Origin of the sequence: Dankookia sp. P2 (assembly GCF_050632255.1) — a bacterium.
GTDB lineage: Bacteria > Pseudomonadota > Alphaproteobacteria > Acetobacterales > Acetobacteraceae > Paracraurococcus.
In genome coordinates, this window is sequence record NZ_CP192581.1 from 4,887,258 (window position 1) to 4,907,842 (window position 20,585).

Here is a 20,585-nt window from a genome sequence, read left to right on the forward strand (position 1 = left end):
AAGGGCCGATGCGCCGATGCGGCGCCCGGCGTCCCGGGGGCAGGAGGGCGGGCCCGTCCTGAGCTGGGCATGACCCCGGGGTCTCGCCCGGCACTTCAGCCGGCGCGGACCGCCGCCAGGGGCAGCTCGACCTCGACCAGCAGCCCCTCCGGCCGCCAGCTCCGCCGGATCCGGCCACCGAGCTGACGCTCCATCGTCACATCCACCACCCGCGTGCCGAAGCCGCTGGTCGCCGGCGGGCCCGCGACCGGCGGCCCGCCCGTCTCCGCCCAGCACAGCAGCAGCCGCCCGGCCGCCTCCTCCAGCTGCCAGCCCAGCCGCACCCGGCCGCCGGCGCAGGAGAAGGCGCCGTATTTCATCGCATTCGTCGCCAGCTCGTGCATCGCCATGCCGATCGCCTGGGCGGGCTGCGGCGCGACGAGCAGCGCGGGGCCATCGATGGCGATGCGGTGCGGGCCCGGCCTGGCCAGGTCCTCCGGCAGGAAGGCCTGCAGCTCGGCCCGCAGCAGGGCGGCCAGGTCGGCCCCCGACCACTGGTTGTCCGCCAGCAGCGCATGTGCCCGGGCCAGCGCCGCGATGCGACCCTCCACCATCCGCGCATAGGCCGCCGGGTCGTGCCGCGGGGTCAGCCGCAGCGCCGCCTGGACCACCGCCAGGACATTCTTGGCGCGGTGGTCGACCTCCCGCGCCAGCAGGGACTGGCGTTCCTGGGCGCGGCGGCGCTCGGTGACGTCGGCGATCACCCCGGCCATCCGCGCCTCGGCCACGTCCCCCGGCCTGGCCTGGGGCCGGCCGGGCGGCAGCAGGCGCCCCCAGCTGCGGAGCCAGCGCTCCTCGCCATCCGGGCGGCGGATGCGGAACTCCTCGGCATACTCCGCCTCGCCCGCCGCCGCGGCGCGGAAGGCGGCCCGCGCCCGCGGCCGGTCCTCGGGGTGGATGCGCGCCTCCAGCTCGGCCAGCGCGGCGCGGCCCGGCGCCGGCGGGTCGCCGAGGATCGCCGCCATCCTCGCATCCCAGCTCGCCTGGCCGCTGTCCGGCGCGATCTCCCAGGCGCCGAGGCCGCCGGCCTCCATCGCCACCCGCAGCCGCTCCTCGCTCCGGCGCAGGGCGGCTTCGGCCGATTTCCGCGCGGTGATGTCGACATGCGCGCCATAGGTGACCCGGCCGCTGCCGAGATCGACGCCCTGCACCCGGACCAGCACGTCGCGCAGCTCGCCGCTGCGGGTGCGGTGCAGCGCCTCGAATTCCTGGGTGCCCGCGGCGGCCTGGTGCGCCCGGCCGCGCGCGCGGATCGCCTCCCGGTCGCCCAGCGCGTCGATGTCGCCGATCGTCAGCGCCAGGAACTCCGCCCGGTCGTAGCCATAGTCGGCGCAGGCCTGGGCGTTGACGTCGAGGATGCGGTGGCTGGCCGGGTCGATGACGATGATGGCGAAGGGCGCGTTGTCGAACAGCGCGCGGTAGCGCGTCTCGGCCTCCCGCCGCTGGGTGATGTCGTAGGTGACGCCGGCGGCGCGCAGCGCCCGGCCGGTCTGCGGGTCGCGCTGCGTCACCCGGCCCTGGGAGCAGAGCCAGCGCACCGTGCCGTCCGGGTCGATGACGCGGAACTCGACCAGGTCGAAGGGCTGCTCCCCGGGCGGGCGCTGCAGGGCGTTCAGGATGGTGGCGGCGCAGCGCTCGCGGTCGGCCGGATGCACCGCGTCGAGCACCGCCTGGGTGGTCTCGAGCGAGCCCTCGGGGCGGCCATAGAGCGCCTCCCGCCCGGCCGAGCCGGTGGTCCGGGCGCCCACCACGTCCCAGTCCCAATGCGCCATCCGGGCGGCGTCGAGCGCCAGCCGGAGCCGGGCCTCGCTGGCCGCCAGCGCGGCCTGGTGGGCCCGCAGCGCGGCATTCTCCGCGCGTAGCGCCGCATTCGCCGCCTCCGCCGCGCGCAGCGCGGCGGTGCAGGCGGCGAGTGCGTCAGCCGCGCCGGGGGCCCGGTCGGTCATGCCGCGGCTGCGCCACGGCGAAGGAGGAGGCGTGCAGCCATGGCCATGCGGTTCCGCCCGGCCGCCCCTGCGGCCCGGTCATGGGCGGAAGCATAGGCCGGGCCCCGCCGCGCTGACAAAAGGTCAGGCGCGGCGTAGCGGCCAGGCCGGCTGCTGGCCGCTCTCCTCGCCGGGCGGCCGCTCCGGCGGGGCCGCCGCATCCTCGGCCGGCGGCTCGGCGCCGGAACGGGAGGCGAGGCCGACCCAGTCGCGCAACGCCGTCAGCATGTCGGGCGGCAGCCGCGCGCCGGCCGCCGCGGCGGCCCGGGTCAGCTCGGCGAACAGCGCCCGGGCCAGGCGGGCGGGGGTCTCGGCATCCGGCGCCGCGCGCCAGTCGATGCGGGCGCGCTGCAGCCAGGCGACCAGCGCCTCGACCGCGCGGGCCGGCAGGTCGAGCCCGGCGGCGCCCGCCTCGGCGGCGAGGGCCCCGCGCTGCTCCGGCCCCGGCGCGGCCTCCAGCGGCAGCATCCCGGCAAGGCCGCGCAGGGCGAAGTCCAGCGCCTCGGGCGCCAGCGGTGGCACCTCCGGCCCGGGGCCGATGGCGGCGTGCAATCTCCGCCAGCAGGCGGCCGAGCGGGTCGTCCGCGAGCCCGGCGGGCAGGCCCGGCTGCTCGAGCGAGGGCGCGCGTGCCGCGCCGGGTCGTAGAGCCAGCCGCCGCCGGGCCCGGCTTCCAGCGCCAGCCCCTCGGCGCCCTCGATCAGCTTGGCGAGCGTCCCGGCGCCGCCGAAGCGGGACTGCCGGACCCAGCTGCCGCCCAGCAGGTGGATGCGCTTGCCGAGCGCGGGCAGGTGCAGCGGGCCCGCCGAGCCGGCGACCAGTTGCCGCAGCATGACCAGGATGGCGGCGCGCTGGGCCGCCGGGTCGCCCGGATCGAGCGTCGCATCGGGCGGGACGTCGGCCGGCGGCGCGGCCGCGGCGGGATGGGCCATGGCCGGGCGGGCGGGCGGACCGGCCTGGCGGCCCTCCCCACGCGCCTCGCCCGGCGGGTCCGCCGGGGCCTCGCCGGCCAGCGCCGCCTCGGCGAAGTCGTCGAAGGGGATCACCGCATCGGCCGAGGCACGGAAGGCCTGGGCCGAGAGCGGGTGGGTCACGACCACGCTGCGCCGGTCATGCGCCCGCAGCCGGTGCAGCAGCGGGGTGAAGTCGCTGTCGCCCGAGAGGATGAGGAATTCCTCGAACCGGGTCGGGTGCTGGACCGCATCCAGGATGTCCAGCGCCATCTCCATGTCGGCGCCGTTCTTCAGGCGCGACAGGCGGGGGCAGTCCACCACCTGGATGCCGGCGCGGACCAGGGCCGGGCGGAAGCGGCTGAAATAGACCCGCGGCTGCTGCAGCCAGGCGGCCAGGCCGCCGCCGCGCTCGGGTTCCGTCCAGCCGGCGGGGTTCAGGTAGCAGCGCCGCACCAGCAGCCGGCGCGGGCCGCCGCCGGCCCCGGCCTCGAGCCAGGAGAGCCAGCGGCCCGGCTCGGCGCCGAAGCTCCAGGCCGCCCATTCGTCGATCGCCGCCAGGCTGGAATAGACATTGTCGAAGTCGATATAGAGGGCGGCGCGCAACGGGGTGCCGATGGGAGCCGTATCGGGGGCCATGTTGTCTCCTGGCGTGTCGGGTCCTGTCTATGCCGCCCGCGGGGCTTGTCCAGGCTTGGTTGCAGCGCGGCGTCCTTGACGCGGGGGCGGCCTGCCCATGGTCCGCGCCCCGCGACCCCTGGACCGAATGAGCCCGCCCATGCCTGCGATCACCCTGCCCGACGGATCCGTGCGCCAGTTCGATGCGCCGGTGACGGGCACCGAGATCGCGGCGGCGATCGGGCCAGGACTCGCCAAGGCGGCGCTGGCCATGCAGGTGGACGGCGTCACGCGCGACCTGGCGATGCCGGTCGCCGCCGACGCCGCGGTGCGCTTCATCACCCGGCGCGACCCGGAGGCGCTGGAGATGATCCGGCACGACGCCGCCCATGTGCTGGCGGAAGCTGTGCAGGCGCTCTACCCCGGCACCCAGGTGACGATCGGCCCGTCGATCGAGAACGGCTTCTACTACGACTTCGCCCGCAACGAGGCCTTCACGCCCGAGGATTTCCCGGCGATCGAGGCGAAGATGCGGGAGATCGTCGCGCGGAATGCCCCCTTCGTCCGGTCGGTCGTGCCGCGCGACGAGGCGATCGAGTTCTTCAAGGACCGCGGCGAGAAGTACAAGGCCGAGCTGATCCAGGACCTGCCGGTGAGCGAGGAGATCTCGCTCTATTCGCAGGGCGACTGGATCGACCTCTGCCGCGGCCCGCACATGCGCGGCACCGGCGATGTCGGCACCGCCTTCAAGCTGACCAAGGTGGCCGGCGCCTACTGGCGCGGCGACCACCGCAACGCGATGCTGAGCCGCATCTACGGCACCGCCTGGCGCGACCAGAAGGAGCTCGACGCCTACCTGCACCAGGTCGAGGAGGCGGAGAAGCGCGACCACCGCAAGATTGGCCGCGAGATGCATCTCTTCCACCTGCAGGAGGAGGCGGCGGGCAGCATCTTCTGGCACCCCAAGGGCTGGAAGCTCTACCGGGTGCTGGAGGACTACATGCGCCGCCGGCTGGACGCGACCGACTACCGCGAGGTGAAGACGCCGCAGCTGCTGGACCGCAAGTTCTGGGAGCAGTCGGGCCATTGGGAGAAGTTCCGCCACGCCATGTTCATCGCCCGCGTCGAGGACGAGGCCGAGAAGGACCGCGTGCTGGCGCTGAAGCCGATGAACTGCCCCTGCCACGTGCAGATCTTCAACCAGGGGCTGCGCAGCTACCGCGAGCTGCCGCTGCGCATGGCCGAATTCGGCTCCTGCCACCGCTTCGAGCCCTCGGGCGCGCTGCACGGCATCATGCGGGTGCGCGCCTTCACCCAGGACGACGCGCACATCTTCTGCACGGAAGAGCAGATCGCCGCCGAGACGGTGGAGTTCGTGGCGCTGCTCTCCTCGATCTACCGCGACCTCGGCTTCACCGAATTCCGGGTGAAGTTCTCCGACCGGCCGGCGACGCGGGCCGGCACGGACGCGGTCTGGGACCAGGCCGAGGGCGCGCTGAAGGAGGCCTGCAAGGTCGCCGGGGTCGAGTACACGCTGAACCCGGGGGAGGGCGCCTTCTACGGCCCGAAGCTGGAATCCGTGCTGCGCGACGCGATCGGCCGGGACTGGCAGTGCGGCACGCTGCAGGTCGATTTCGTGCTGCCCGAGCGGCTCGACGCGGAATACGTTGCGGAGGACGGCAGCCGGAAGCGCCCGGTGATGCTGCACCGCGCCATCCTCGGCTCCTTCGAGCGCTTCATCGGCATCCTGATCGAGCAGCATGCCGGGCGCTTCCCGCTTTGGCTCGCCCCGGTCCAGGTGGTGGTGACGACCATCGTCTCCGACGCCGACGACTTCGCGCGGGAGGCGGCGGCGGCGCTGCAGCGGGCCGGGCTGCGCGTGGAACTCGATCTGCGGAACGAGAAAATCAATCGCAAGGTGGTGGACCACATCGACCAGCGCGTGCCGGTGCTGGCCGTGGTCGGCCGGCGGGAGGCGGAGGAGCGGTCCCTGGTGCTGCGCCGGCTGCCGGGCCGCGAGCAGGCGACCCTGCCGCTGGCCGAGGCGGTGGCCAGCCTGGCCACCGAGGCGACGCCGCCCGATCTGCTACCTGACCGCATGGTTGCAGTCGGATAAGTCAAGCCCCATAAGAGACGACCAAGCCGTTCCCACAGCGACAGGAGCCGACCATAGCAAGAGGACCCATTTCCAATCAGCCGCCGACGCGCGATGGCCCAAGGGTCAACGAGGACATCCGCGTCCCGCAGGTGCGGCTGATCGACCAGGATGGCGAGATGATCGGCGTCATGTCCGCGCGCGAGGCGATGCAGCGCGCCTATGACGTCGGGCTGGACCTGCTCGAGATCAGCCCGAATGCCGTGCCGCCGGTCTGCAAGATCACCGACTACGGCAAGTTCAAGTACGAGCAGCAGAAGAAGGCCAACGAGGCCCGCAAGAAGCAGAAGGTCGTCGAGATCAAGGAAGTCAAGGTTCGCCCGAACATCGACGACCACGACTACGACGTGAAGATGCGCCAGATGAAGTCCTTCATCGGCGAGGGCGACAAGGTCAAGGTCACCCTGCGGTTCCGCGGGCGCGAGATGGCGCACCAGGACCTGGGCATCAAGGTGCTGGAGCGGATCCGCGTGGAACTGGGCGAGACCATCAAGGTCGAGCAGATGCCGCGGCTCGAGAACCGGCAGATGATCATGGTGCTGGCGCCGAAGTAAGGCGCCCGCCGCGTCACGCGGGCCCGGGGCGCCGCCCCGGACCTGCCTGCCGCCTGCTTTCCCTTGACTGGGCGCCCCGCGGGCGTAGCAGCCTGCCTCCCGGGTTTCCCCGGTTGCGGTCCCCTGCCGGGCAGGGGGCTCCGTCGCTCCGCGAAGGCTCGCGCAGCGGCGCGTTTTGTCTTGGGGGCATCGCTGCCTCCACCGCGCGAAGGGTGACCCAGGCCGCATGTTCGAGGCCCTCTCCGGCAAGCTGAACGGCGTCTTCGACCGTCTGCGGCGGCGCGGCGCCTTGTCCGAGGCCGATGTCCAGGAGGCGCTGCGCGAGGTCCGCGTGGCGCTGCTGGAGGCCGACGTCGCCCTGCCGGTGGTCAAGGACCTGACCACGAAGGTCCGTGAGCGGGCCGTGGGCGTCGAGGTGCTGAAGAGCGTCTCCCCGCCCAGCAGGTCATCAAGATCGTCAACGACGCGCTGGTCGAGGCGCTGGGCGGCGGCGAGGGCGATACCGGGGCGCGCGGCATCGACCTGAACGCCGCGGCGCCGGTGCCGATCCTGATGGTCGGCCTGCAGGGCTCGGGCAAGACCACCACCTCGGGCAAGCTCGCGCTGCGGCTGAAGAACCGCGACAAGAAGAAGGTGCTGCTGGCGTCGCTCGACGTGCACCGCCCGGCGGCGCAGCTGCAGCTGGAGACGCTGGCGAAGCAGGTGGGCGTGACCAGCCTGCCGATCGTCGCCGGCCAGACCCCGCTGCAGATCGCCGAGCGGGCGATGGATCTCGGCCGGCGCGAGCTGTTCGACGTGGTCATCCTGGATACCGCCGGGCGCCTGGCGATCGACATGATCCTGATGGCCGAGGTCGCCGCGGTGAAGGCCGCGACCAGGCCGCACGAGACGCTGCTGGTGGTCGACGCCATGACCGGCCAGGACGCGGTGAACACCGCGCGCTCCTTCCAGGAGACGGTCGGCGTCACCGGCATCGTCATGACCCGGATCGACGGCGATGCGCGCGGCGGCGCGGCGCTGTCGATGCGCGCGGTGACCGGCGCGCCGATCAAGCTGCTCGGCGCCGGCGAGAAGCTCGATGCGCTCGAGGACTTCCACCCCGACCGCATCGCCGGCCGCATCCTCGGCATGGGCGACATCGTCTCGCTCGTCGAGCGCGCGGCCGAGACCATCGACCAGGCGGAAGCCGAGAAGATGGCGGCCCGCATGCAGAAGGGCCAGTTCAGCCTGGAGGACTATGCCTCACAGCTGAAGCAGATCGGCAAGATGGGCTCGCTCTCCGGCATCCTCGGCATGCTGCCGGGGATGGGGAAGATGAAGCAGCAGATCGAGGGCGCCAACCTCGACAACACCATGCTGAAGCGGCAGGCGGCGATCATCGGCTCGATGACGCCGAAGGAACGGCGCACGCCGGACCTGATCAAGGCCAGCCGCAAGAAGCGCATCGCCGCCGGCAGCGGGACCTCGGTGCAGGAGGTCAACAAGCTGCTGAAGAATTTCGACGACATGTCCGCGATGATGAAGCGGATGAACAAGCTCGGCCAGAAGGGGCTCATGCGCGGCGGCTTAGGCGCGCTGATGCCCAAGGGGATGCAGCTCCCCGGTGGCCGGAAACCCTTCTAAGACCTTTCACACGGAGCGACCTGAGACCATGGCCCTGAAGATCCGCCTCGCGCGCGCCGGCGCCAAGAAGCGCCCCTACTACCACATCGTGGTGGCCGACAGCCGCAGCCCGCGCGACGGCCGCTTCATCGAGAAGGTGGGCAGCTACAACCCGATGCTGCCCTCCGACCACGCCGACCGCGTGCGCCTGGAAGGCGAGCGCATCGCGCATTGGCTGAGCAACGGCGCGCTGGCCACCGACCGCGTGGCGAAGTTCCTCGGCCATGCCGGCCTGGCGCCGATGCCCGTCTTCCCGGAGCAGCCGAAGCAGTCCGCGCCGAAGAAGAAGGCGCAGGAACGCGCCGCCGCCGCGGCCGGCTGAGACGGGACGCGCGGCGGGCCATAGCCGATGACGGGCAAGCGGATATTGGTGGGGGAGATCGGCAGGCCGCACGGGGTGCGCGGCTTGGTGAAGCTGCGCAGCTTCACCGCCGACCCGGAGGCCATCGCGTCCTATGGCCCGTTGACGGACGAGGCCGGCACGCGGCGCATCGCGCTGACCGTGCTGGCGGACGGCCTAGGCCGCATCGAGGGCGTCGCCGACCGCGACGCCGCGGCGCGGCTGACCGGCACCCGCCTCTACGTGGAGCGCGACCGCCTGCCGCCGCCGGAGGAGGAGGAGTACTACCTCGCCGACCTGGTCGGCCTCGCCGCCGCGACGGAGGCCGGGCAGCCGCTCGGCACGGTGCGTGCGGTGGAGGACCACGGCGCCGGCGCCTTCCTGGTGCTGGACGGCCCGCCCGAGCGGATGCTGCCCTTCACCCGCGCGGTGGTGCCGGTGGTGGACATCGCCGGCGGGCGGCTGGTGGTGGCGCTGCCGGACGAGGTCGTGGTGCAGCCCCAACCGGGTGACGCGGAGGATGCGGCATGAGCTGGCACGCCTCCGTCCTCACCCTCTTCCCCGAGATGTTCCCCGGCCCGCTCGGCCAGTCCCTCGCCGGCCGCGCGCTGCGCGACGGGCGCTGGTCGATCGACAGCCTCGACATCCGCAGCTTCGCCACCGACCGCCACCGCACGGTGGACGACACGCCCTTCGGCGGCGGCGCGGGGATGGTGATGCGGCCCGACGTGCTGGACGCGGCGCTCGGCGCCGCGCTGGCGACCGGTGGCGACCGCCCGGCCGTCTACCTGACGCCGCGCGGGCGCCGGCTGGACCAGGCCATGGTGCGCGACTTCGTCGCCGGTCCCGGCCTCGTCCTGCTCTGCGGACGCTACGAGGGCGTGGACGAGCGGGTGATCGAGGCGCGCGGCCTGCAGGAGGTCTCCATCGGCGACTACGTCCTCTCGGGTGGGGAGCCGGCGGCGATGGTGCTGCTCGATGCCTGCGTGCGGCTGCTGCCCGGCGTCATGGGCGCGGCCGAGAGCGGGGTGGAAGAGAGTTTTTCCGACGGCCTGCTGGAATACCCCCATTACACGCGGCCGGCGGACTGGCAGGGCCGCGCGGTGCCGCCGGTGCTGCTCTCCGGCCACCATGCCGAGGTGGCGCGCTGGCGCCGGGCCGAGGCGGAGCGAATCACGCGCGAACGGCGCCCCGATCTGTGGGCGCGATACACCGAAAACGCCGCGGCGCCGGGGGCCATGGACGGCCGCCCGGCCGCCGCCTAGATATCAAGGAAAGGACTGAGACGATGAACCTGCTGCAGCAGTTCGAGGCGGAGCAGATGGCCCGCCTCCTCGCCGCCCGCGCCGTGCCGGCCTTCGCGCCGGGCGACACCGTCCGCGTGATGGTGAAGGTGGTGGAAGGCGAGCGCACCCGCACCCAGGCCTATGAGGGCGTCTGCATCGCCCGCAGCAACAAGGGTGTGAACAGCAACTTCACCGTCCGCAAGCTGTCCTATGGCGAGGGCGTGGAGCGCGTCTTCCCGCTCTACAGCCCGTCGATCGCCGAGATCGCCGTGGTCCGCCGCGGCAAGGTGCGCCGTGCGAAGCTGTATTACCTGCGTGGCCGCACCGGCAAGTCGGCCCGCATCGCCGAGCTGAAGGTGAACCGCGACGCGCCGGCCGCCGCCGCGCCGGCCGCGGACGCCGCGCAGGCCTGATGAGAGACCACCCCGCGCCGCAGGGCGCGGGGTGCCAGTATGGGTGGGGATGAACGATGTCAGGGCAGAAGCCTCGCACGCTATTCGACAAGATCTGGGACGCCCATGTGGTGGACACCCTCCCGGACGGCACGGCGCTTCTCTACATCGACCTCCACCTCACCCATGAGGTGACGACGCCGCAGGCCTTTGCCGGCCTGCGCGCCGCGGGCCGCAAGCTGCGCCGCCCCGATGCCACGCTCGGCGTCATCGACCACAACATCGCCACCGACAGCTCCCGCTACACCGGCATCGTCGACCCCGAGAGCCGGCTGCAGGTCGAGACGCTGGAGCGCAACGCCGCCGAATTCGGCATGCCGCTGATCCCGCTGCTGGATGACCGGCAGGGTATCGTCCATGTCATCGGGCCGGAGCTCGGCCGTTCGCTGCCCGGCATGACCATCGTCTGCGGCGACAGCCACACCTCGACGCATGGCGCCATGGGCGCGCTGGCCTTCGGCATCGGGACGTCGGAGGTCGAGCACGTGCTCGCCACCCAGACGCTGCTGCAGAAGCCGGCGAAGAACATGCAGGTCGTGGTCGACGGCACGCTGCCGGTCGGGTGTTCCGCCAAGGACATCACCCTGGCCGTCATCGGCAAGATCGGCACCGCCGGCGGCACCGGCCATGTGATCGAGTATGCCGGCGAGGCGATCCGCGCGCTTGGCATGGCCGGCCGCATGACGCTCTGCAACATGGCGATCGAGGGCGGCGCCCGGGCCGGCATGGTGGCCCCCGACGAAACCACCTTCGACTACATCCGCCAGACCCCGAACGGCCCGAAGGGCGAGGCGCTGGAGCGCGCGATCGCCTACTGGAGGACGCTGCCCTCCGATCCCGGCGCGCATTTCGATACGGTGGTCACCTTGCGGGCCGAGGATATCGTCCCGCAGGTCACCTGGGGGACGAGCCCCGAGGACGTGCTGCCGATCACCGGCGTGGTGCCGAACCCGGCCGAGGCGGCGGACGAGGCGCGCCGCGCCCAGTTGCAGCGCATGGTCGAGTACATGGGCCTGACGCCCGGCCAGAAGCTGCAGGACCTGAAGATCGACGTCGCCTTCATCGGCAGCTGCACCAACAGCCGGATCGAGGACATCCGCGCCGCCGCGGCGATCGCCCGCGGCCGCAAGGTCGCCGACCATGTCCGCGCCCTGGTGGTGCCGGGCAGCGGCCTGGTGAAGAAGCAGGCGGAGGCCGAGGGGCTCGACCGCGTCCTGACCGAGGCTGGCTTCGAGTGGCGCGAGGCGGGGTGCTCGATGTGCCTCGGCATGAACCCGGACAAGCTGACCCCGGGCCAGCGCAGCGCTTCCACCAGCAACCGCAATCTTGAGGGCCGCCAGGGCCCCGGCGGCCGCACCCACCTGCTGTCCCCCGCCATGGCGGCGGCGGCGGCGATCGCCGGCCATCTCGTCGACGTCCGCGAATATCAGCCCATGGGGCAGCCGAAAGAGGAGGGTGTGTGATGCAGGCCTTCACCACCCTGACGGGGATCGCGGCGCCGCTGCCGAAGGCCAACGTCGACACCGACCAGATCATCCCGGCGCGCTTCCTGAAGTCGATCGAGCGGACCGGCTTCGGCAAGAACCTCTTCGCCAATTTCCGCTACAACCCGGACGGGACGGAGAACCCCGACTTCGTCCTGAACCAGGAGCCGTATCGGCGTGCCGAGGTGCTGGTCGCCTACGAGGATTTCGGCTGCGGCTCCTCCCGCGAGCACGCGCCCTGGGCGCTGCTGGATTTCGGCATCCGCTGCGTCATCGCGCCGGACTTCGCCGACATCTTCCACAACAACAGCTTCAAGAACGGCGTCCTGCCGGTGAAGCTGCCGCGCGCGGTCTGCGAGCAGCTGATCGAGGATGCGCGCATGGGCGAAAATGCCCGCATCACCGTCGACCTCGAGCGCGAGGTGGTGGTGCGGCCGAACGGCGAGGAGATCCCCTTCAAGATCGACCCGCTGCGCCGGCACCTGCTGCTGAACGGTCTCGACGACATCGGCCAGACCCTGCAGCACGCCCCCGCCATCGACGCCTATGAGGCGAAGCAGAAGACCGCGCAGCCCTGGCTCCACGCCGGCTGACCCGCCCACCGAGGAAACCGTCCATGCCCGCGAACAAGAAGCTTCTGGTCCTGCCGGGTGACGGCATCGGGCCCGAGGTGATGCACGAGGTCCGCCGCGTCATCGACTGGATGCAGCACCGCCGCAGCCTCTCCTTCGAGATCGAGGAGGGCCTGGTCGGCGGCGCCGCGATCGACGCCGTGGGTTCGCCCTGTCCGGACGAGACGGTGGCCAAGGCCCGCGCCGCGGATGCGGTGCTGTTCGGCAGCGTCGGCGGCCCGAAATGGGACAGCCTGCCCTTCGACCAGCGGCCGGAGCTCGGCATCCTGCGGCTGCGGAAGGATCTCGGCCTCTTCGCCAACCTCCGCCCCGCGGTGGTGCTCGACCCGCTGGTGGACGCCTCCTCGCTCAAGCCCGACATCGTCCGCGGCGTCGACATCATGGTGGTGCGGGAGACGGTGGGCGGCGTCTATTTCGGCGAGCCGCGCGGTGTCGAGACGAGCGCCGACGGCCGTCGCCGCGGCTTCGACACCCAGGTCTACTTCGAGGACGAGATCGCCCGCGTCGCCCGCGTCGCCTTCGACTTGGCGCGCAAGCGCCGCAACAAGGTGACCTCGGTCGAGAAGGCCAATGTCATGCAGTCCGGCCGGCTCTGGCGGGCCGTGGTGGGCGAGGTGCACAAGGCCGAGTTCGCCGATGTCGAGCTCGAGAACATGTATGCCGACAACTGCGCCATGCAACTCTGCAGCCGTCCCAAGCAGTTCGACGTCATCCTCGGCGACAACCTGTTCGGCGACGTGCTGTCCGACCTGGCGGCGGCGCTGACCGGCTCGCTCGGCATGCTGCCTTCCGCCACGCTCGGCGCGGTCGATGCCACGACGGGCAAGCGCTACGCGCTATACGAGCCGATCCACGGCTCGGCGCCCGACATCGCAGGCAAGGGCGTGGCCAATCCCTGCGCCCAGATGCTCTCCTTCGCCATGCTGCTGCGCTGGTCCTTCGGGCTCGAGGTAGACGCGAAGCTGCTGGAGACGGCGGTGGAGAAGGTGCTGGCCGGTGGCCTCCGCACCGCCGACATCATGCAGGCGGGCCGCGCCCGCGTCGGCACCAGCGTGATGGGTGAGGCCGTGGTGCGCGAGCTGGAGAAGCTCGCGGCCTGACCCGCCCGCCGGCCCGCCGCAGGCTGGGCCAAACCGCCGCGGGCGCGGGAAAGGGGTTGCGCCGCCGGGCCGCCTCCGCTATCTCGCCCGCCTTGCCGCAAGGCGGAATGCGCGCCCGTAGCTCAGCTGGATAGAGCACCAGACTACGAATCTGGGGGTCAGGAGTTCGAATCTCTTCGGGCGCGCCACTCCGCTTCTTGCACGATACTGGTCCAGGCGCCCGTAGCTCAGCTGGATAGAGCACCAGACTACGAATCTGGGGGTCAGGAGTTCGAATCTCTTCGGGCGCGCCAGCCGGACCTGTTTCCTTCCCCGCCCTTCGCCCTAGCCTGCTTGGCAGGCGCCCGTAGCTCAACCGGATAGAGCACCAGACTTCGGATCTGGGGGTTGGGAGTTCGAACCTCTCCGGGCGCGCCACGCGGCCTCAGGCGGCTTGCCGTCAGCCCGGGCCGGGCGCGCCGGCACGCAGCAGCGCCTCCAGCGTCACGCTGCCGCCGCCCGCGAGCGGCACCGCCTGCGCGCCGCGGGCCAGCATCGCCGCGAGCGCGTCGCGCAGGGTGGACCCGGCGGGCAGCGCCTCCCCCGGCCTCGCCTTCCTGCCGTGCCGTCTCCGCCGGGATCAGCGCCAGCCGCTGCAGGGCCCGGTCGTGGCCGAGGAATTCGGCGACGAAGCCGTCCGCCGGCCGCGCCAGCAGCGCCGCCGCCGGGGCGTGCTGCGCCAGCCGCCCGTCGCGCAGCACGGCGACCGCATCGCCCAGCCGCACCGCCTCATCCAGGTCATGCGTCACGATCAGCACGGTCTTGCGCAGCGTCTTCAGCAGCCGCAGCACCTCCTCCTGCAGCCGTCCCCGCACCACCGGGTCCACCGCGCCGAAGGGCTCGTCCATCAGCAGCACCGGCGGGTCTCCGGCCAGCGCCCGGGCGACGCCGACCCGCTGGCGCTCGCCGCCCGAGAGCTGGTGCGGGCGGCGCCTGGCGAAGACGGCGGGGTCAAGCCCGGTCAACGCCAGCACCTCCTCGACCCGCGCGGCGATCCGCGTCGCCGGCCAGCCCAGCAGCCTCGGCACGGTGGCGACGTTCTCGGCGATGCTCCAATGCGGGAAGAGCCCGACCTCCTGGATGACGTAGCCGATGCTCCGGCGCAGCGTGACGGCGTCCATCCGCAGCGCGTCCTGCCCGGCGATCCGCAGGCCCCCGCCGCTCGGCTCGATCAACCGGTTGACCATCCGCAGCGTGGTGGTCTTGCCGGAGCCGGAGGGGCCGATCAGGGCGCAGCTCGTCCCCTCCGGCACCACAAGGGTCAGGTCGTGCACCGCATCGGTGGTGGCGCCGGGCCAGCGCTTGGTCAGCCCCTCCAGCTCGATCATGCGCCCTGCACCTTCGCCGCGAGCCGCCGTTCCAGCACGCCGAACCCCGCCTCCGTGGCCAGCGCCAGCAGGGCGATGGCGACCGCGCCGACCAGCATCCGCCCGGTATCCAGCAGCGCCAGCCCCTGGGTCACCAGGTCGCCGAGGCCGCCGCCGCCGATGAAGGTCGCCAGCGCCGCGGCCGAGACCACCTGCACGGCCGCGATCCGCAGCCCGGCGAAGACCAGCGGGGCGGCCAGCGGCAGCTCCACCCGCAAGGCCCGCTGCAGCGGCGTCATGCCCAGGCCGCGTGCCGCCTCCAGCGCCGCCGGGTCGGCGCCGCGCAGGCCGGTGACGGTGTTCACCAGCACCGGCGGCAGCGCCAGCAAGGCGAGGGCGATGACGGAAGGCGTGAAGCCGACGCCGAGCAGCGGCAGCAGCGCCGCCAGGACCGCCAGGCTCGGGATGGTGCGCAGCGCACCGGCGACGGCGATCGCGGCCTCCGCCAGGCGCGGCCGCTGGGCGACAGCGATGCCGAGCGGCAGGGCGATGGCGATCCCGATGGCAAGCCCCGTCAGCGACAGCAGCAGGTGCTCGCCGACCGTGGCCAGGAAGGCCGCGGGATGGGCGCCGAGCCAGGCGGCGGCGCCGGTGAGCGCCTCCATCAGGCGACCGCCGGCAGGCGGCGCTGCACCGCGCCGATCCCGGCATCCAGCAGCAGCGCCATGGCGGTGACCAGCCCGGCGCCGACCAGGATCTTCTCCGTATGGCCCTGGTCCAGCCCGGTGAGGATCAGCGTCCCGAGCCCGCCGGCGCTGATATAGGCCGCGACGGTGGCCGCCGAGACCAGCGTGACCGAGGCGACGCGCAGCCCGCCGAGCAGGGCGGGAAGGGCGAGCGGCAGCTCCACCCGCCACAGCCGCTGCAGCGGCGTCAGCCCCATGCCCGTGGCGGCCTCGACCACCGCGGGCGGCAGGGCGGCGAGGCCGGCGACCAGCGCCCGGAGCAGGATCGGCACGGCGTAGCTGACCAGCGCCAGCAGGGCCGGCCAGAAGCCCAGGCCCAGGACCGGCACCAGCAGGGCGAAGACCGCCAGCGTCGGCAGGCTGTAGAGCACCGAGGCGGTGCCCAGCACGGCGCCGCGCGCGCGCGGGCCGCCGCGCCACCAGCAGGCCGAGCGGCAGGGCCACGACCAGCGCCAGGGCCAGGGCGGCGGCGACCAGTTCCAGATGGGTCAGCGCCGCGGCACCGATGGTGTCGAGGTTCCGCGCGGTCCAGCGCATCAGGCCAAGCCGTGCCGCTTGAGGAAGCGGGCGGCGACCTCGCGCGGCTCCTCGCCATCCTGGTCCACCTGGCGGTTCAGCTCCTGCATCACGGGGTTGTCGAGCTTGGCGCCGATGGCGAGCAGAGGCGGCGCCAGCCCCGGCCAGGCCTCCAGCGCCTGGTTCCGCACCACGGCGGCGAGCTGGTAGGGCGGCCAGAGATGCTTGTCGTCCCGCATCACGGTGTAGCCGCCAACGGCGATCTGCCAGTCCGTCGCATAGGCGTTCACCACATCGGCCTGGCCGTGCTGCAGGGCGGCGTAGCGCAGGCCGAGCGCGGCGAATTGCCGGAAGCGGCGGAATCCCATCCCATAGACGCGCTTCAGCCCGGGAAGCCCGTCCGCGCGGTCGGCGAGATTCGTTGCCCGCCGCCAGGGTGAGCTGCGGCGCGGCGCGGGCGAGGTCGGAGAGGGTCACGAGGCCGAGCCGCTGCGCCGTCCGCGGCAGGACCAGCAGGGCATTGCCGTTGTCGATGCCGCTCGGGTCCAACCAGGTCAGGTTGAACTGCGCCCGGTAGCCGGCGCGGACCTTGGCGAGGACCTCCTCGGCGGTGCCCTCCGGCGCCTGCTTCAGCACCACGCCGAGGCCGGTGCCGGTGTATTCGGGATAGAGGTCGATCTCGCCGCTGAGCAGCGCGGCCTGGGCAATGGCGGTGCCGCCGAGATTGACCCGGCGCTCGACCTTCGCGCCGGCTTGCTCCAGCCCCTGGGCGAAGAGCTCGGCGACGACGAGCTGCTCGGTGAAGTTCTTCGAGCCGATGCGCAGCAGGGGCGCGGCGCCGGCCGGACGCGCGAGCAGGGCCGGCAGGGCGAGCAGCCCGCGGCGTCCCAGGAGCCCGCAGATGCGCGGCTGGCGTCTCATGCCGGCAGACTAGGCCGGGATCGCGCCGGGGGAAACCGGCGCGGTGCAACATCGGGATGGGGCGCGCGGCCACGCCCATGGCTCGGCAGGGATATGCGCCGCATGCCAGGGCTGTTCCCCGCGTCCACCCGACCGGGCGGCGGCGTGGCGAGTGGCGCCGTCCCGCGCTAGGGCCAGCTTGCCCGGTCGGGCCGGGCAGCGGCGGCGTGACGGCGATCGCCCTGCGGATGTCCGCGTCGCGGCCCGGGGATGCGGGCGCGCTTCCCTGTGCGTGCCGTGGAGCCAGCATGGAAACCTCCGTCATCGCGTGGCTGGCCACGCTCGGCCAGGGCGGGACGACGGCGGTGCTCGTCGTCGCCTTCGCCATCGGCGCCGCCGTCGGGGTGGAGCGGGGCTTCAGCACCAGTTCCGTCGGGATCCGCACCTGCACCCTCGTGGCGCTGGCCAGCGCGGCCTTCGCCGACCTCGTGGTGCGCCGGGTGCCGGATGTGCAATGGGGCAATGCCTTCGGCGCCGTGGCGACCGGCGTCGGCTTCCTCGGCGCGGGCGCCATCATCAAGGGCCAGGGCCGCCGCGCCGCACGCGGGCTGGGCGAGGCGGGGACGATCTGGTGCGTCGCCATCATCGGCCTGCTCGTCGGCACGCGGGAATCCGCGCCCGCCTTTCTCGTCACCGCGCTCGTGCTCGCCGTGAACCTGCTGCTGCGGCCCGTCGCCGCCTGGATCGACCGCCACCGCGCCCAGCAGAAGCCCGAGGACGATGTGCTCGACGGCTGACGCGGTGCCCCGCCGCGTCCCGCGCTACACCAAAAAGGAGAGACATCATGCTGCATGTGGACCTTCCCAGCCGTGCGGAGATCCAGGCCCTCGGCGAGCACCGCGGCTGGCCCGCGGTTTCCATCGCGCTGCCCACGACGCCGCTGACGCAGGAGGCGCAGGCCGACCGCACCGTGCTGCGCAACCTGATCCGCGCGGCCGTCGCGGAGATCGATGCCACCGGGGCGAATGTCCGCGTCGGGCGCGCCGTCGAGGCGCTGCTCGCCCCGCTGGCCGAGGATGACGCCTTCTGGGCGCACCAGGCGAACGGCCTGGCCATCTACGCGACGCCGGAGGGCGTGCGGGCCTACCGGCTGCCCGGCCGCGTCGAGGCCCGCGTCCAGGTCGCCGACCGGTTCGGCCTGAAGCCGCTGCTCCAGGCGCTCGCCACGCCGCAGGAAGCGATGGTGCTGGCGATCGGCATGGGCGCGGTGCGGCTGCTGGAGGTGACGGCCGGCATGCCGGCCGAGGCGGTCCGCGTGCCGGACCTGCCGCGCGGCGCCGCCGACGCGGCCGGCCGCGGCAGCCATGTCGCGCGCAAGGGCGACATGGCGAGCGGCCTGGCCACCAGCGAGAATGCGCTGCTGTCGCACTACGCCCGGGCGGTGGACCGCGCGCTGCGCCCGGTGCTCGCGGGGCTGGAGGTGCCGCTCGTGCTCGCCGCGGCGGAGCCCATGGCCTCGGTCTTCCGCAGCGTCTGCACCTATCCCCGCCTCGCGGCCGAGGGCATCGCCGGCAGCCCCGACGACGTCGCCGACCAGGCGCTGGGCACGGCGGCGCGGCAGGTGCTCGAGGGGCTGCGCGCGGCCGAGCTGGCGGCGCTGGGTGGGCTCTTCGCGCAGCGGGAGGCGCAGGACCGCGCGACGACCGACGTCGCGCGGGCGGCGCGGGCGGCGAGCTTCGGCGCGGTGGATACGCTGCTGGTGGACCTGGATGCGGCGCTGCCCGGCACGCTGGGGGAGGAGGACGGCGCGGTGGACTTCGCCGGCGCGGGCAGCCTGACCGACGAGATCGCCCGCCGGGCGCTGGCCGCGGGCGGGCGCGTGCTGGCGGCCCGGCCGGGCGAGATCCCGGGCGGCGGCCCGCTGGCGGCGATCCTGCGCTACCCGGTCTGACGGGGCGGCGGAAGGCGCCGCCTCCGGCCCGCGCCCGCACGGGGTTGAGCCCCGGCGGGCGCGGCAGGCCCGGCCGGCGGGCCCTGGCGCGGCCCTCGCCCGCGCCAGGGCCTCGATCGCACCCGCCCGGCTTCCGGCCCGCCGGCCCCCGGTCTACCCTCGCCCGATGTGCGAACTCCTCGGCATGAGCGCCAATGTCCCGACCGACATCGTCTTCAGCTTCTCCGGGCTGATGCGCCGCGGCGGGGAGACCGGGCCGCATGCCGATGGCTGGGGCATCGCCTTCTACGAGGACAAGGGCTGCCGCGCCTTCCACGACCCGCGCCCCTCCGCCCGGTCCGAGGTCGCCCGCTTCGTCCGCGACACCCCGATCAAGTCGCGCATCGTCATCTGCCACATCCGCCGCGCCAATCGCGGCCGCATCGCGCTCGAGAACACCCATCCCTTCCAGCGCGAGCTCTGGGGCCGGCCCTGGTCCTTCGCCCATAACGGCCAGCTCCGCGGGGTGAAGCGCTGGCGGCTCGGCGCCTTCGCCCCGATCGGCAGCACGGATTCCGAGCATGCCTTCTGCTGGCTGCTGGAGGCGCTGCGCGCCCGCTTCCCCACCGCCCCCGCCGACCGCGACCTCGCGGCGGCGGTCGAGGAGCTGGCGCGGCGGCTCTCGGGCCTCGGCGTCTTCAACATGCTGCTCTCGGACGGGCGGAGCCTGTTCTGCCATTGCTCCACCAAGCTCGCCTGGCTGACCCGGCGCGCGCCCTTCGGCCCGGCAACGCTGATCGATGCCGACCTCACCGCGGATTTCGAGAAGGAGACGACGCGGGACGACGTCGTCACCGTGGTGGCCACCCGGCCGCTGACCCGCGACGAGGCCTGGACGGTGATGGAACCCGGCAGCTGCGTGGTGTTCCGTCAGGGCAACCCGGTGCCCCTGCCGAAGCGGCGGGTGGCTTCAATGGCGAGAAGGAAGGCGGCATGAGCGACGCATTGGCCGGCCGGCGGGTCATGGTGCCCGAGACGCGCGAGCTGGAGGTCCTGGCGAAGATGCTGGAACGCCACGGCGCCGCGGCGCTGCGCTGCCCGCTGGTCGCCATCGTCGATGCCGCCGACCCCGCCCCGATCGAGGCTCGGCTGCGCCGCTTCATCGCCACCCCGCCCGACGACCTGATCCTGCTGACCGGGGAGGGGCTGTCGCGCCTGCAGGGCGTCGCGGAGCGCGCGGGGATCGAGGCGAGATTCCGCGCCGCGCTGGCCGGCGTCCGGCGGATCGTCCGCGGCCCGAAGCCGCAGGCGCGGCTGCGCGCGATCGGGCTCTCGGCCGATATCGCAGCGGAGGCGCCGACCACGGCGGGGGTGATCGCCACCCTCTCGGCGCAGGAGCTGCAGGGGCGCCGGGTCGGGGTGCAGCTCTACCCGGACAACCCGAACGACGCGCTGCTCGACTTCCTCCGCGGCGCCGGGGCGGAGCCGGATCCCGTCCTGCCTTACGCCTATGCGACGCGGGAGGACGACGCGCGGGTGGAGGCCATGCTCGGCGAGATGGAGGCGGGGCGGATCGACCTGGCGGTCTTCACCTCGACCCCGCAGGTCAAGCGCCTGGCCCAATTGGCGGGGGCGGAGCGGCTGCGGGCGGCGCTCGGCCGCACCCGGATCGCCGCCGTCGGGCCGCTGGTCGGCCAGGCGCTGGAGGCTGCGGGCGGCCAGGTTTCCGTCATGCCGGAGGACAGCTTCCACATGAAGCCGATGGTCAATGCCATCCTGGCGGCGATGGGGGCCGAGGCCCGGGCATAACCGCTTTGGATCATCGTCCAATTCATTGACTTGCGTATCTGGAGCGTGGAACATCCGTCGGCGGGCAGGACCCGCCAACGGAG

18 protein-coding genes, 3 tRNA genes and 3 pseudogenes are annotated in these 20,585 nt (G+C 73.1%); 17 read left to right on the forward strand and 7 right to left on the reverse strand.

Going from position 1 to position 20,585, the window contains the following annotated elements; all coding sequences use genetic code 11:
- Positions 1–95 precede the first annotated feature (95 nt).
- The gene (locus tag ACQ86J_RS29025) at positions 96–1,985 is read right to left on the reverse strand and encodes a PAS domain-containing protein (RefSeq protein ID WP_431268249.1); all 1,890 of its coding nucleotides are present in this window, start codon (positions 1,983–1,985) and stop codon (positions 96–98) included.
- Between the two features lie 123 nt (positions 1,986–2,108).
- Positions 2,109–3,611, reverse strand: coding sequence for an NYN domain-containing protein (locus ACQ86J_RS29030; RefSeq protein WP_431268250.1), 1,503 nt, complete (start codon positions 3,609–3,611; stop codon positions 2,109–2,111).
- A 139-nt stretch (positions 3,612–3,750) separates the two neighbouring features.
- Here ACQ86J_RS29030 and thrS point away from each other — a divergent pair, with 139 nt between their 5' ends.
- The 13 genes and pseudogenes from thrS (at position 3,751) to ACQ86J_RS29095 (ending at position 13,672) form a co-directional block, all read left to right on the forward strand.
- Positions 3,751–5,706, forward strand: a complete 1,956-nt coding sequence (gene thrS / locus ACQ86J_RS29035) for a threonine--tRNA ligase (protein WP_431268251.1) — start codon at positions 3,751–3,753, stop codon at positions 5,704–5,706.
- 68 nt (positions 5,707–5,774) lie between these two features.
- A complete protein-coding gene (gene infC / locus ACQ86J_RS29040; RefSeq protein WP_431272573.1) occupies positions 5,775–6,299 on the forward strand; it encodes a translation initiation factor IF-3 in 525 nt (174 codons plus the stop codon).
- A gap of 226 nt (positions 6,300–6,525) precedes the next feature.
- Positions 6,526–7,922, forward strand: a pseudogene (gene ffh / locus ACQ86J_RS29045) (signal recognition particle protein).
- 28 nt (positions 7,923–7,950) lie between these two features.
- Positions 7,951–8,283 carry a 30S ribosomal protein S16 gene (rpsP, locus tag ACQ86J_RS29050; RefSeq protein WP_431268252.1) on the forward strand — a complete coding sequence of 111 codons (333 nt, stop codon included), beginning with the start codon at positions 7,951–7,953 and terminating at the stop codon, positions 8,281–8,283.
- Positions 8,284–8,310: 27 nt separating this feature from the next.
- Positions 8,311–8,832, forward strand: coding sequence for a ribosome maturation factor RimM (gene rimM / locus ACQ86J_RS29055; protein ID WP_431268253.1), 522 nt, complete (start codon positions 8,311–8,313; stop codon positions 8,830–8,832).
- A complete protein-coding gene (trmD, locus tag ACQ86J_RS29060; protein WP_431268254.1) occupies positions 8,829–9,566 on the forward strand; it encodes a tRNA (guanosine(37)-N1)-methyltransferase TrmD in 738 nt (245 codons plus the stop codon). Before rimM ends, trmD begins: the two co-directional genes overlap by 4 nt.
- A 23-nt stretch (positions 9,567–9,589) precedes the next feature.
- A complete protein-coding gene (gene rplS / locus ACQ86J_RS29065; RefSeq protein ID WP_431268255.1) occupies positions 9,590–10,000 on the forward strand; it encodes a 50S ribosomal protein L19 in 411 nt (136 codons plus the stop codon).
- Between the two features lie 56 nt (positions 10,001–10,056).
- The gene (gene leuC / locus ACQ86J_RS29070) at positions 10,057–11,502 is read left to right on the forward strand and encodes a 3-isopropylmalate dehydratase large subunit (protein WP_431268256.1); all 1,446 of its coding nucleotides are present in this window, start codon (positions 10,057–10,059) and stop codon (positions 11,500–11,502) included.
- Positions 11,502–12,116, forward strand: a complete 615-nt coding sequence (gene leuD, locus ACQ86J_RS29075) for a 3-isopropylmalate dehydratase small subunit (RefSeq protein WP_431268257.1) — start codon at positions 11,502–11,504, stop codon at positions 12,114–12,116. The genes leuC and leuD overlap by 1 nt, the downstream gene beginning before the upstream one ends.
- 23 nt (positions 12,117–12,139) lie before the next feature.
- The gene (gene leuB / locus ACQ86J_RS29080; RefSeq protein WP_431268258.1) at positions 12,140–13,255 is read left to right on the forward strand and encodes a 3-isopropylmalate dehydrogenase; all 1,116 of its coding nucleotides are present in this window, start codon (positions 12,140–12,142) and stop codon (positions 13,253–13,255) included.
- Between the two features lie 111 nt (positions 13,256–13,366).
- Positions 13,367–13,443 (forward strand) — tRNA-Arg (locus tag ACQ86J_RS29085).
- 28 nt (positions 13,444–13,471) lie between these two features.
- Positions 13,472–13,548 (forward strand) — tRNA-Arg (locus ACQ86J_RS29090).
- 47 nt (positions 13,549–13,595) lie between these two features.
- Positions 13,596–13,672 (forward strand) — tRNA-Arg (locus tag ACQ86J_RS29095).
- A 515-nt stretch (positions 13,673–14,187) separates the two neighbouring features.
- On the opposite strand, the pseudogene ACQ86J_RS29100 reads toward ACQ86J_RS29095, so the two are convergent.
- From ACQ86J_RS29100 to ACQ86J_RS29120, 5 genes and pseudogenes are all read right to left on the reverse strand, one after another.
- Positions 14,188–14,622, reverse strand: a pseudogene (locus ACQ86J_RS29100) (ATP-binding cassette domain-containing protein); the annotation flags it as partial.
- Positions 14,619–15,266 carry an ABC transporter permease gene (locus tag ACQ86J_RS29105; RefSeq protein ID WP_431272574.1) on the reverse strand — a complete coding sequence of 216 codons (648 nt, stop codon included), beginning with the start codon at positions 15,264–15,266 and terminating at the stop codon, positions 14,619–14,621. The gene ACQ86J_RS29105 and the pseudogene ACQ86J_RS29100, both read right to left, overlap by 4 nt.
- Positions 15,266–15,736, reverse strand: coding sequence for an ABC transporter permease (locus tag ACQ86J_RS29110; protein WP_431268259.1), 471 nt, complete (start codon positions 15,734–15,736; stop codon positions 15,266–15,268). The genes ACQ86J_RS29105 and ACQ86J_RS29110 overlap by 1 nt, the downstream gene beginning before the upstream one ends.
- 147 nt (positions 15,737–15,883) lie before the next feature.
- Positions 15,884–16,231 carry a glycine betaine ABC transporter substrate-binding protein gene (locus tag ACQ86J_RS29115; RefSeq protein WP_431268260.1) on the reverse strand — a complete coding sequence of 116 codons (348 nt, stop codon included), beginning with the start codon at positions 16,229–16,231 and terminating at the stop codon, positions 15,884–15,886.
- 109 nt (positions 16,232–16,340) lie between these two features.
- Positions 16,341–16,784, reverse strand: a pseudogene (locus ACQ86J_RS29120) (glycine betaine ABC transporter substrate-binding protein); the annotation flags it as partial.
- 287 nt (positions 16,785–17,071) lie between these two features.
- Between ACQ86J_RS29120 and ACQ86J_RS29125 the strand changes: the two are divergent.
- The 4 genes from ACQ86J_RS29125 (at position 17,072) to ACQ86J_RS29140 (ending at position 20,502) form a co-directional block, all read left to right on the forward strand.
- On the forward strand, positions 17,072–17,560 hold the full coding sequence (locus ACQ86J_RS29125; protein ID WP_431268261.1) for an MgtC/SapB family protein: 489 nt from the start codon (positions 17,072–17,074) through the stop codon (positions 17,558–17,560).
- A 47-nt stretch (positions 17,561–17,607) separates the two neighbouring features.
- Complete coding sequence (locus ACQ86J_RS29130; protein ID WP_431268262.1) at positions 17,608–18,714, forward strand: hypothetical protein; 1,107 nt, start codon at positions 17,608–17,610, stop codon at positions 18,712–18,714.
- A gap of 166 nt (positions 18,715–18,880) precedes the next feature.
- Entirely contained in the window at positions 18,881–19,690 is an 810-nt protein-coding gene (locus ACQ86J_RS29135) for a class II glutamine amidotransferase (protein WP_431268263.1), read from the forward strand.
- Positions 19,687–20,502: a uroporphyrinogen-III synthase gene (locus ACQ86J_RS29140; protein ID WP_431268264.1), complete on the forward strand. Its 816-nt coding sequence runs from the start codon at positions 19,687–19,689 to the stop codon at positions 20,500–20,502. Before ACQ86J_RS29135 ends, ACQ86J_RS29140 begins: the two co-directional genes overlap by 4 nt.
- Positions 20,503–20,585: the final 83 nt, after the last annotated feature.

Bases quoted from the DNA above. Each gene is read 5' to 3' on its own strand.
- ACQ86J_RS29030 (WP_431268250.1), bottom strand. From the start codon at position 3,611: ATGGCCCCCGATACGGCTCCCATCGGCACCCCGTTGCGCGCCGCCCTC.
- ACQ86J_RS29105 (WP_431272574.1), bottom strand. From the start codon at position 15,266: ATGGAGGCGCTCACCGGCGCCGCCGCCTGGCTCGGCGCCCATCCCGCG.
- ACQ86J_RS29140 (WP_431268264.1), top strand. From the start codon at position 19,687: ATGAGCGACGCATTGGCCGGCCGGCGGGTCATGGTGCCCGAGACGCGC.
- rplS (WP_431268255.1), top strand. From the start codon at position 9,590: ATGAACCTGCTGCAGCAGTTCGAGGCGGAGCAGATGGCCCGCCTCCTC.
- leuD (WP_431268257.1), top strand. From the start codon at position 11,502: ATGCAGGCCTTCACCACCCTGACGGGGATCGCGGCGCCGCTGCCGAAG.
- leuB (WP_431268258.1), top strand. From the start codon at position 12,140: ATGCCCGCGAACAAGAAGCTTCTGGTCCTGCCGGGTGACGGCATCGGG.
- leuC (WP_431268256.1), top strand. From the start codon at position 10,057: ATGTCAGGGCAGAAGCCTCGCACGCTATTCGACAAGATCTGGGACGCC.
- thrS (WP_431268251.1), top strand. From the start codon at position 3,751: ATGCCTGCGATCACCCTGCCCGACGGATCCGTGCGCCAGTTCGATGCG.
- ACQ86J_RS29135 (WP_431268263.1), top strand. From the start codon at position 18,881: ATGTGCGAACTCCTCGGCATGAGCGCCAATGTCCCGACCGACATCGTC.
- ACQ86J_RS29130 (WP_431268262.1), top strand. From the start codon at position 17,608: ATGCTGCATGTGGACCTTCCCAGCCGTGCGGAGATCCAGGCCCTCGGC.
- ACQ86J_RS29125 (WP_431268261.1), top strand. From the start codon at position 17,072: ATGGAAACCTCCGTCATCGCGTGGCTGGCCACGCTCGGCCAGGGCGGG.
- rpsP (WP_431268252.1), top strand. From the start codon at position 7,951: ATGGCCCTGAAGATCCGCCTCGCGCGCGCCGGCGCCAAGAAGCGCCCC.
- ACQ86J_RS29115 (WP_431268260.1), bottom strand. From the start codon at position 16,231: ATGGGATTCCGCCGCTTCCGGCAATTCGCCGCGCTCGGCCTGCGCTAC.
- rimM (WP_431268253.1), top strand. From the start codon at position 8,311: ATGACGGGCAAGCGGATATTGGTGGGGGAGATCGGCAGGCCGCACGGG.
- ACQ86J_RS29025 (WP_431268249.1), bottom strand. From the start codon at position 1,985: ATGACCGACCGGGCCCCCGGCGCGGCTGACGCACTCGCCGCCTGCACC.
- trmD (WP_431268254.1), top strand. From the start codon at position 8,829: ATGAGCTGGCACGCCTCCGTCCTCACCCTCTTCCCCGAGATGTTCCCC.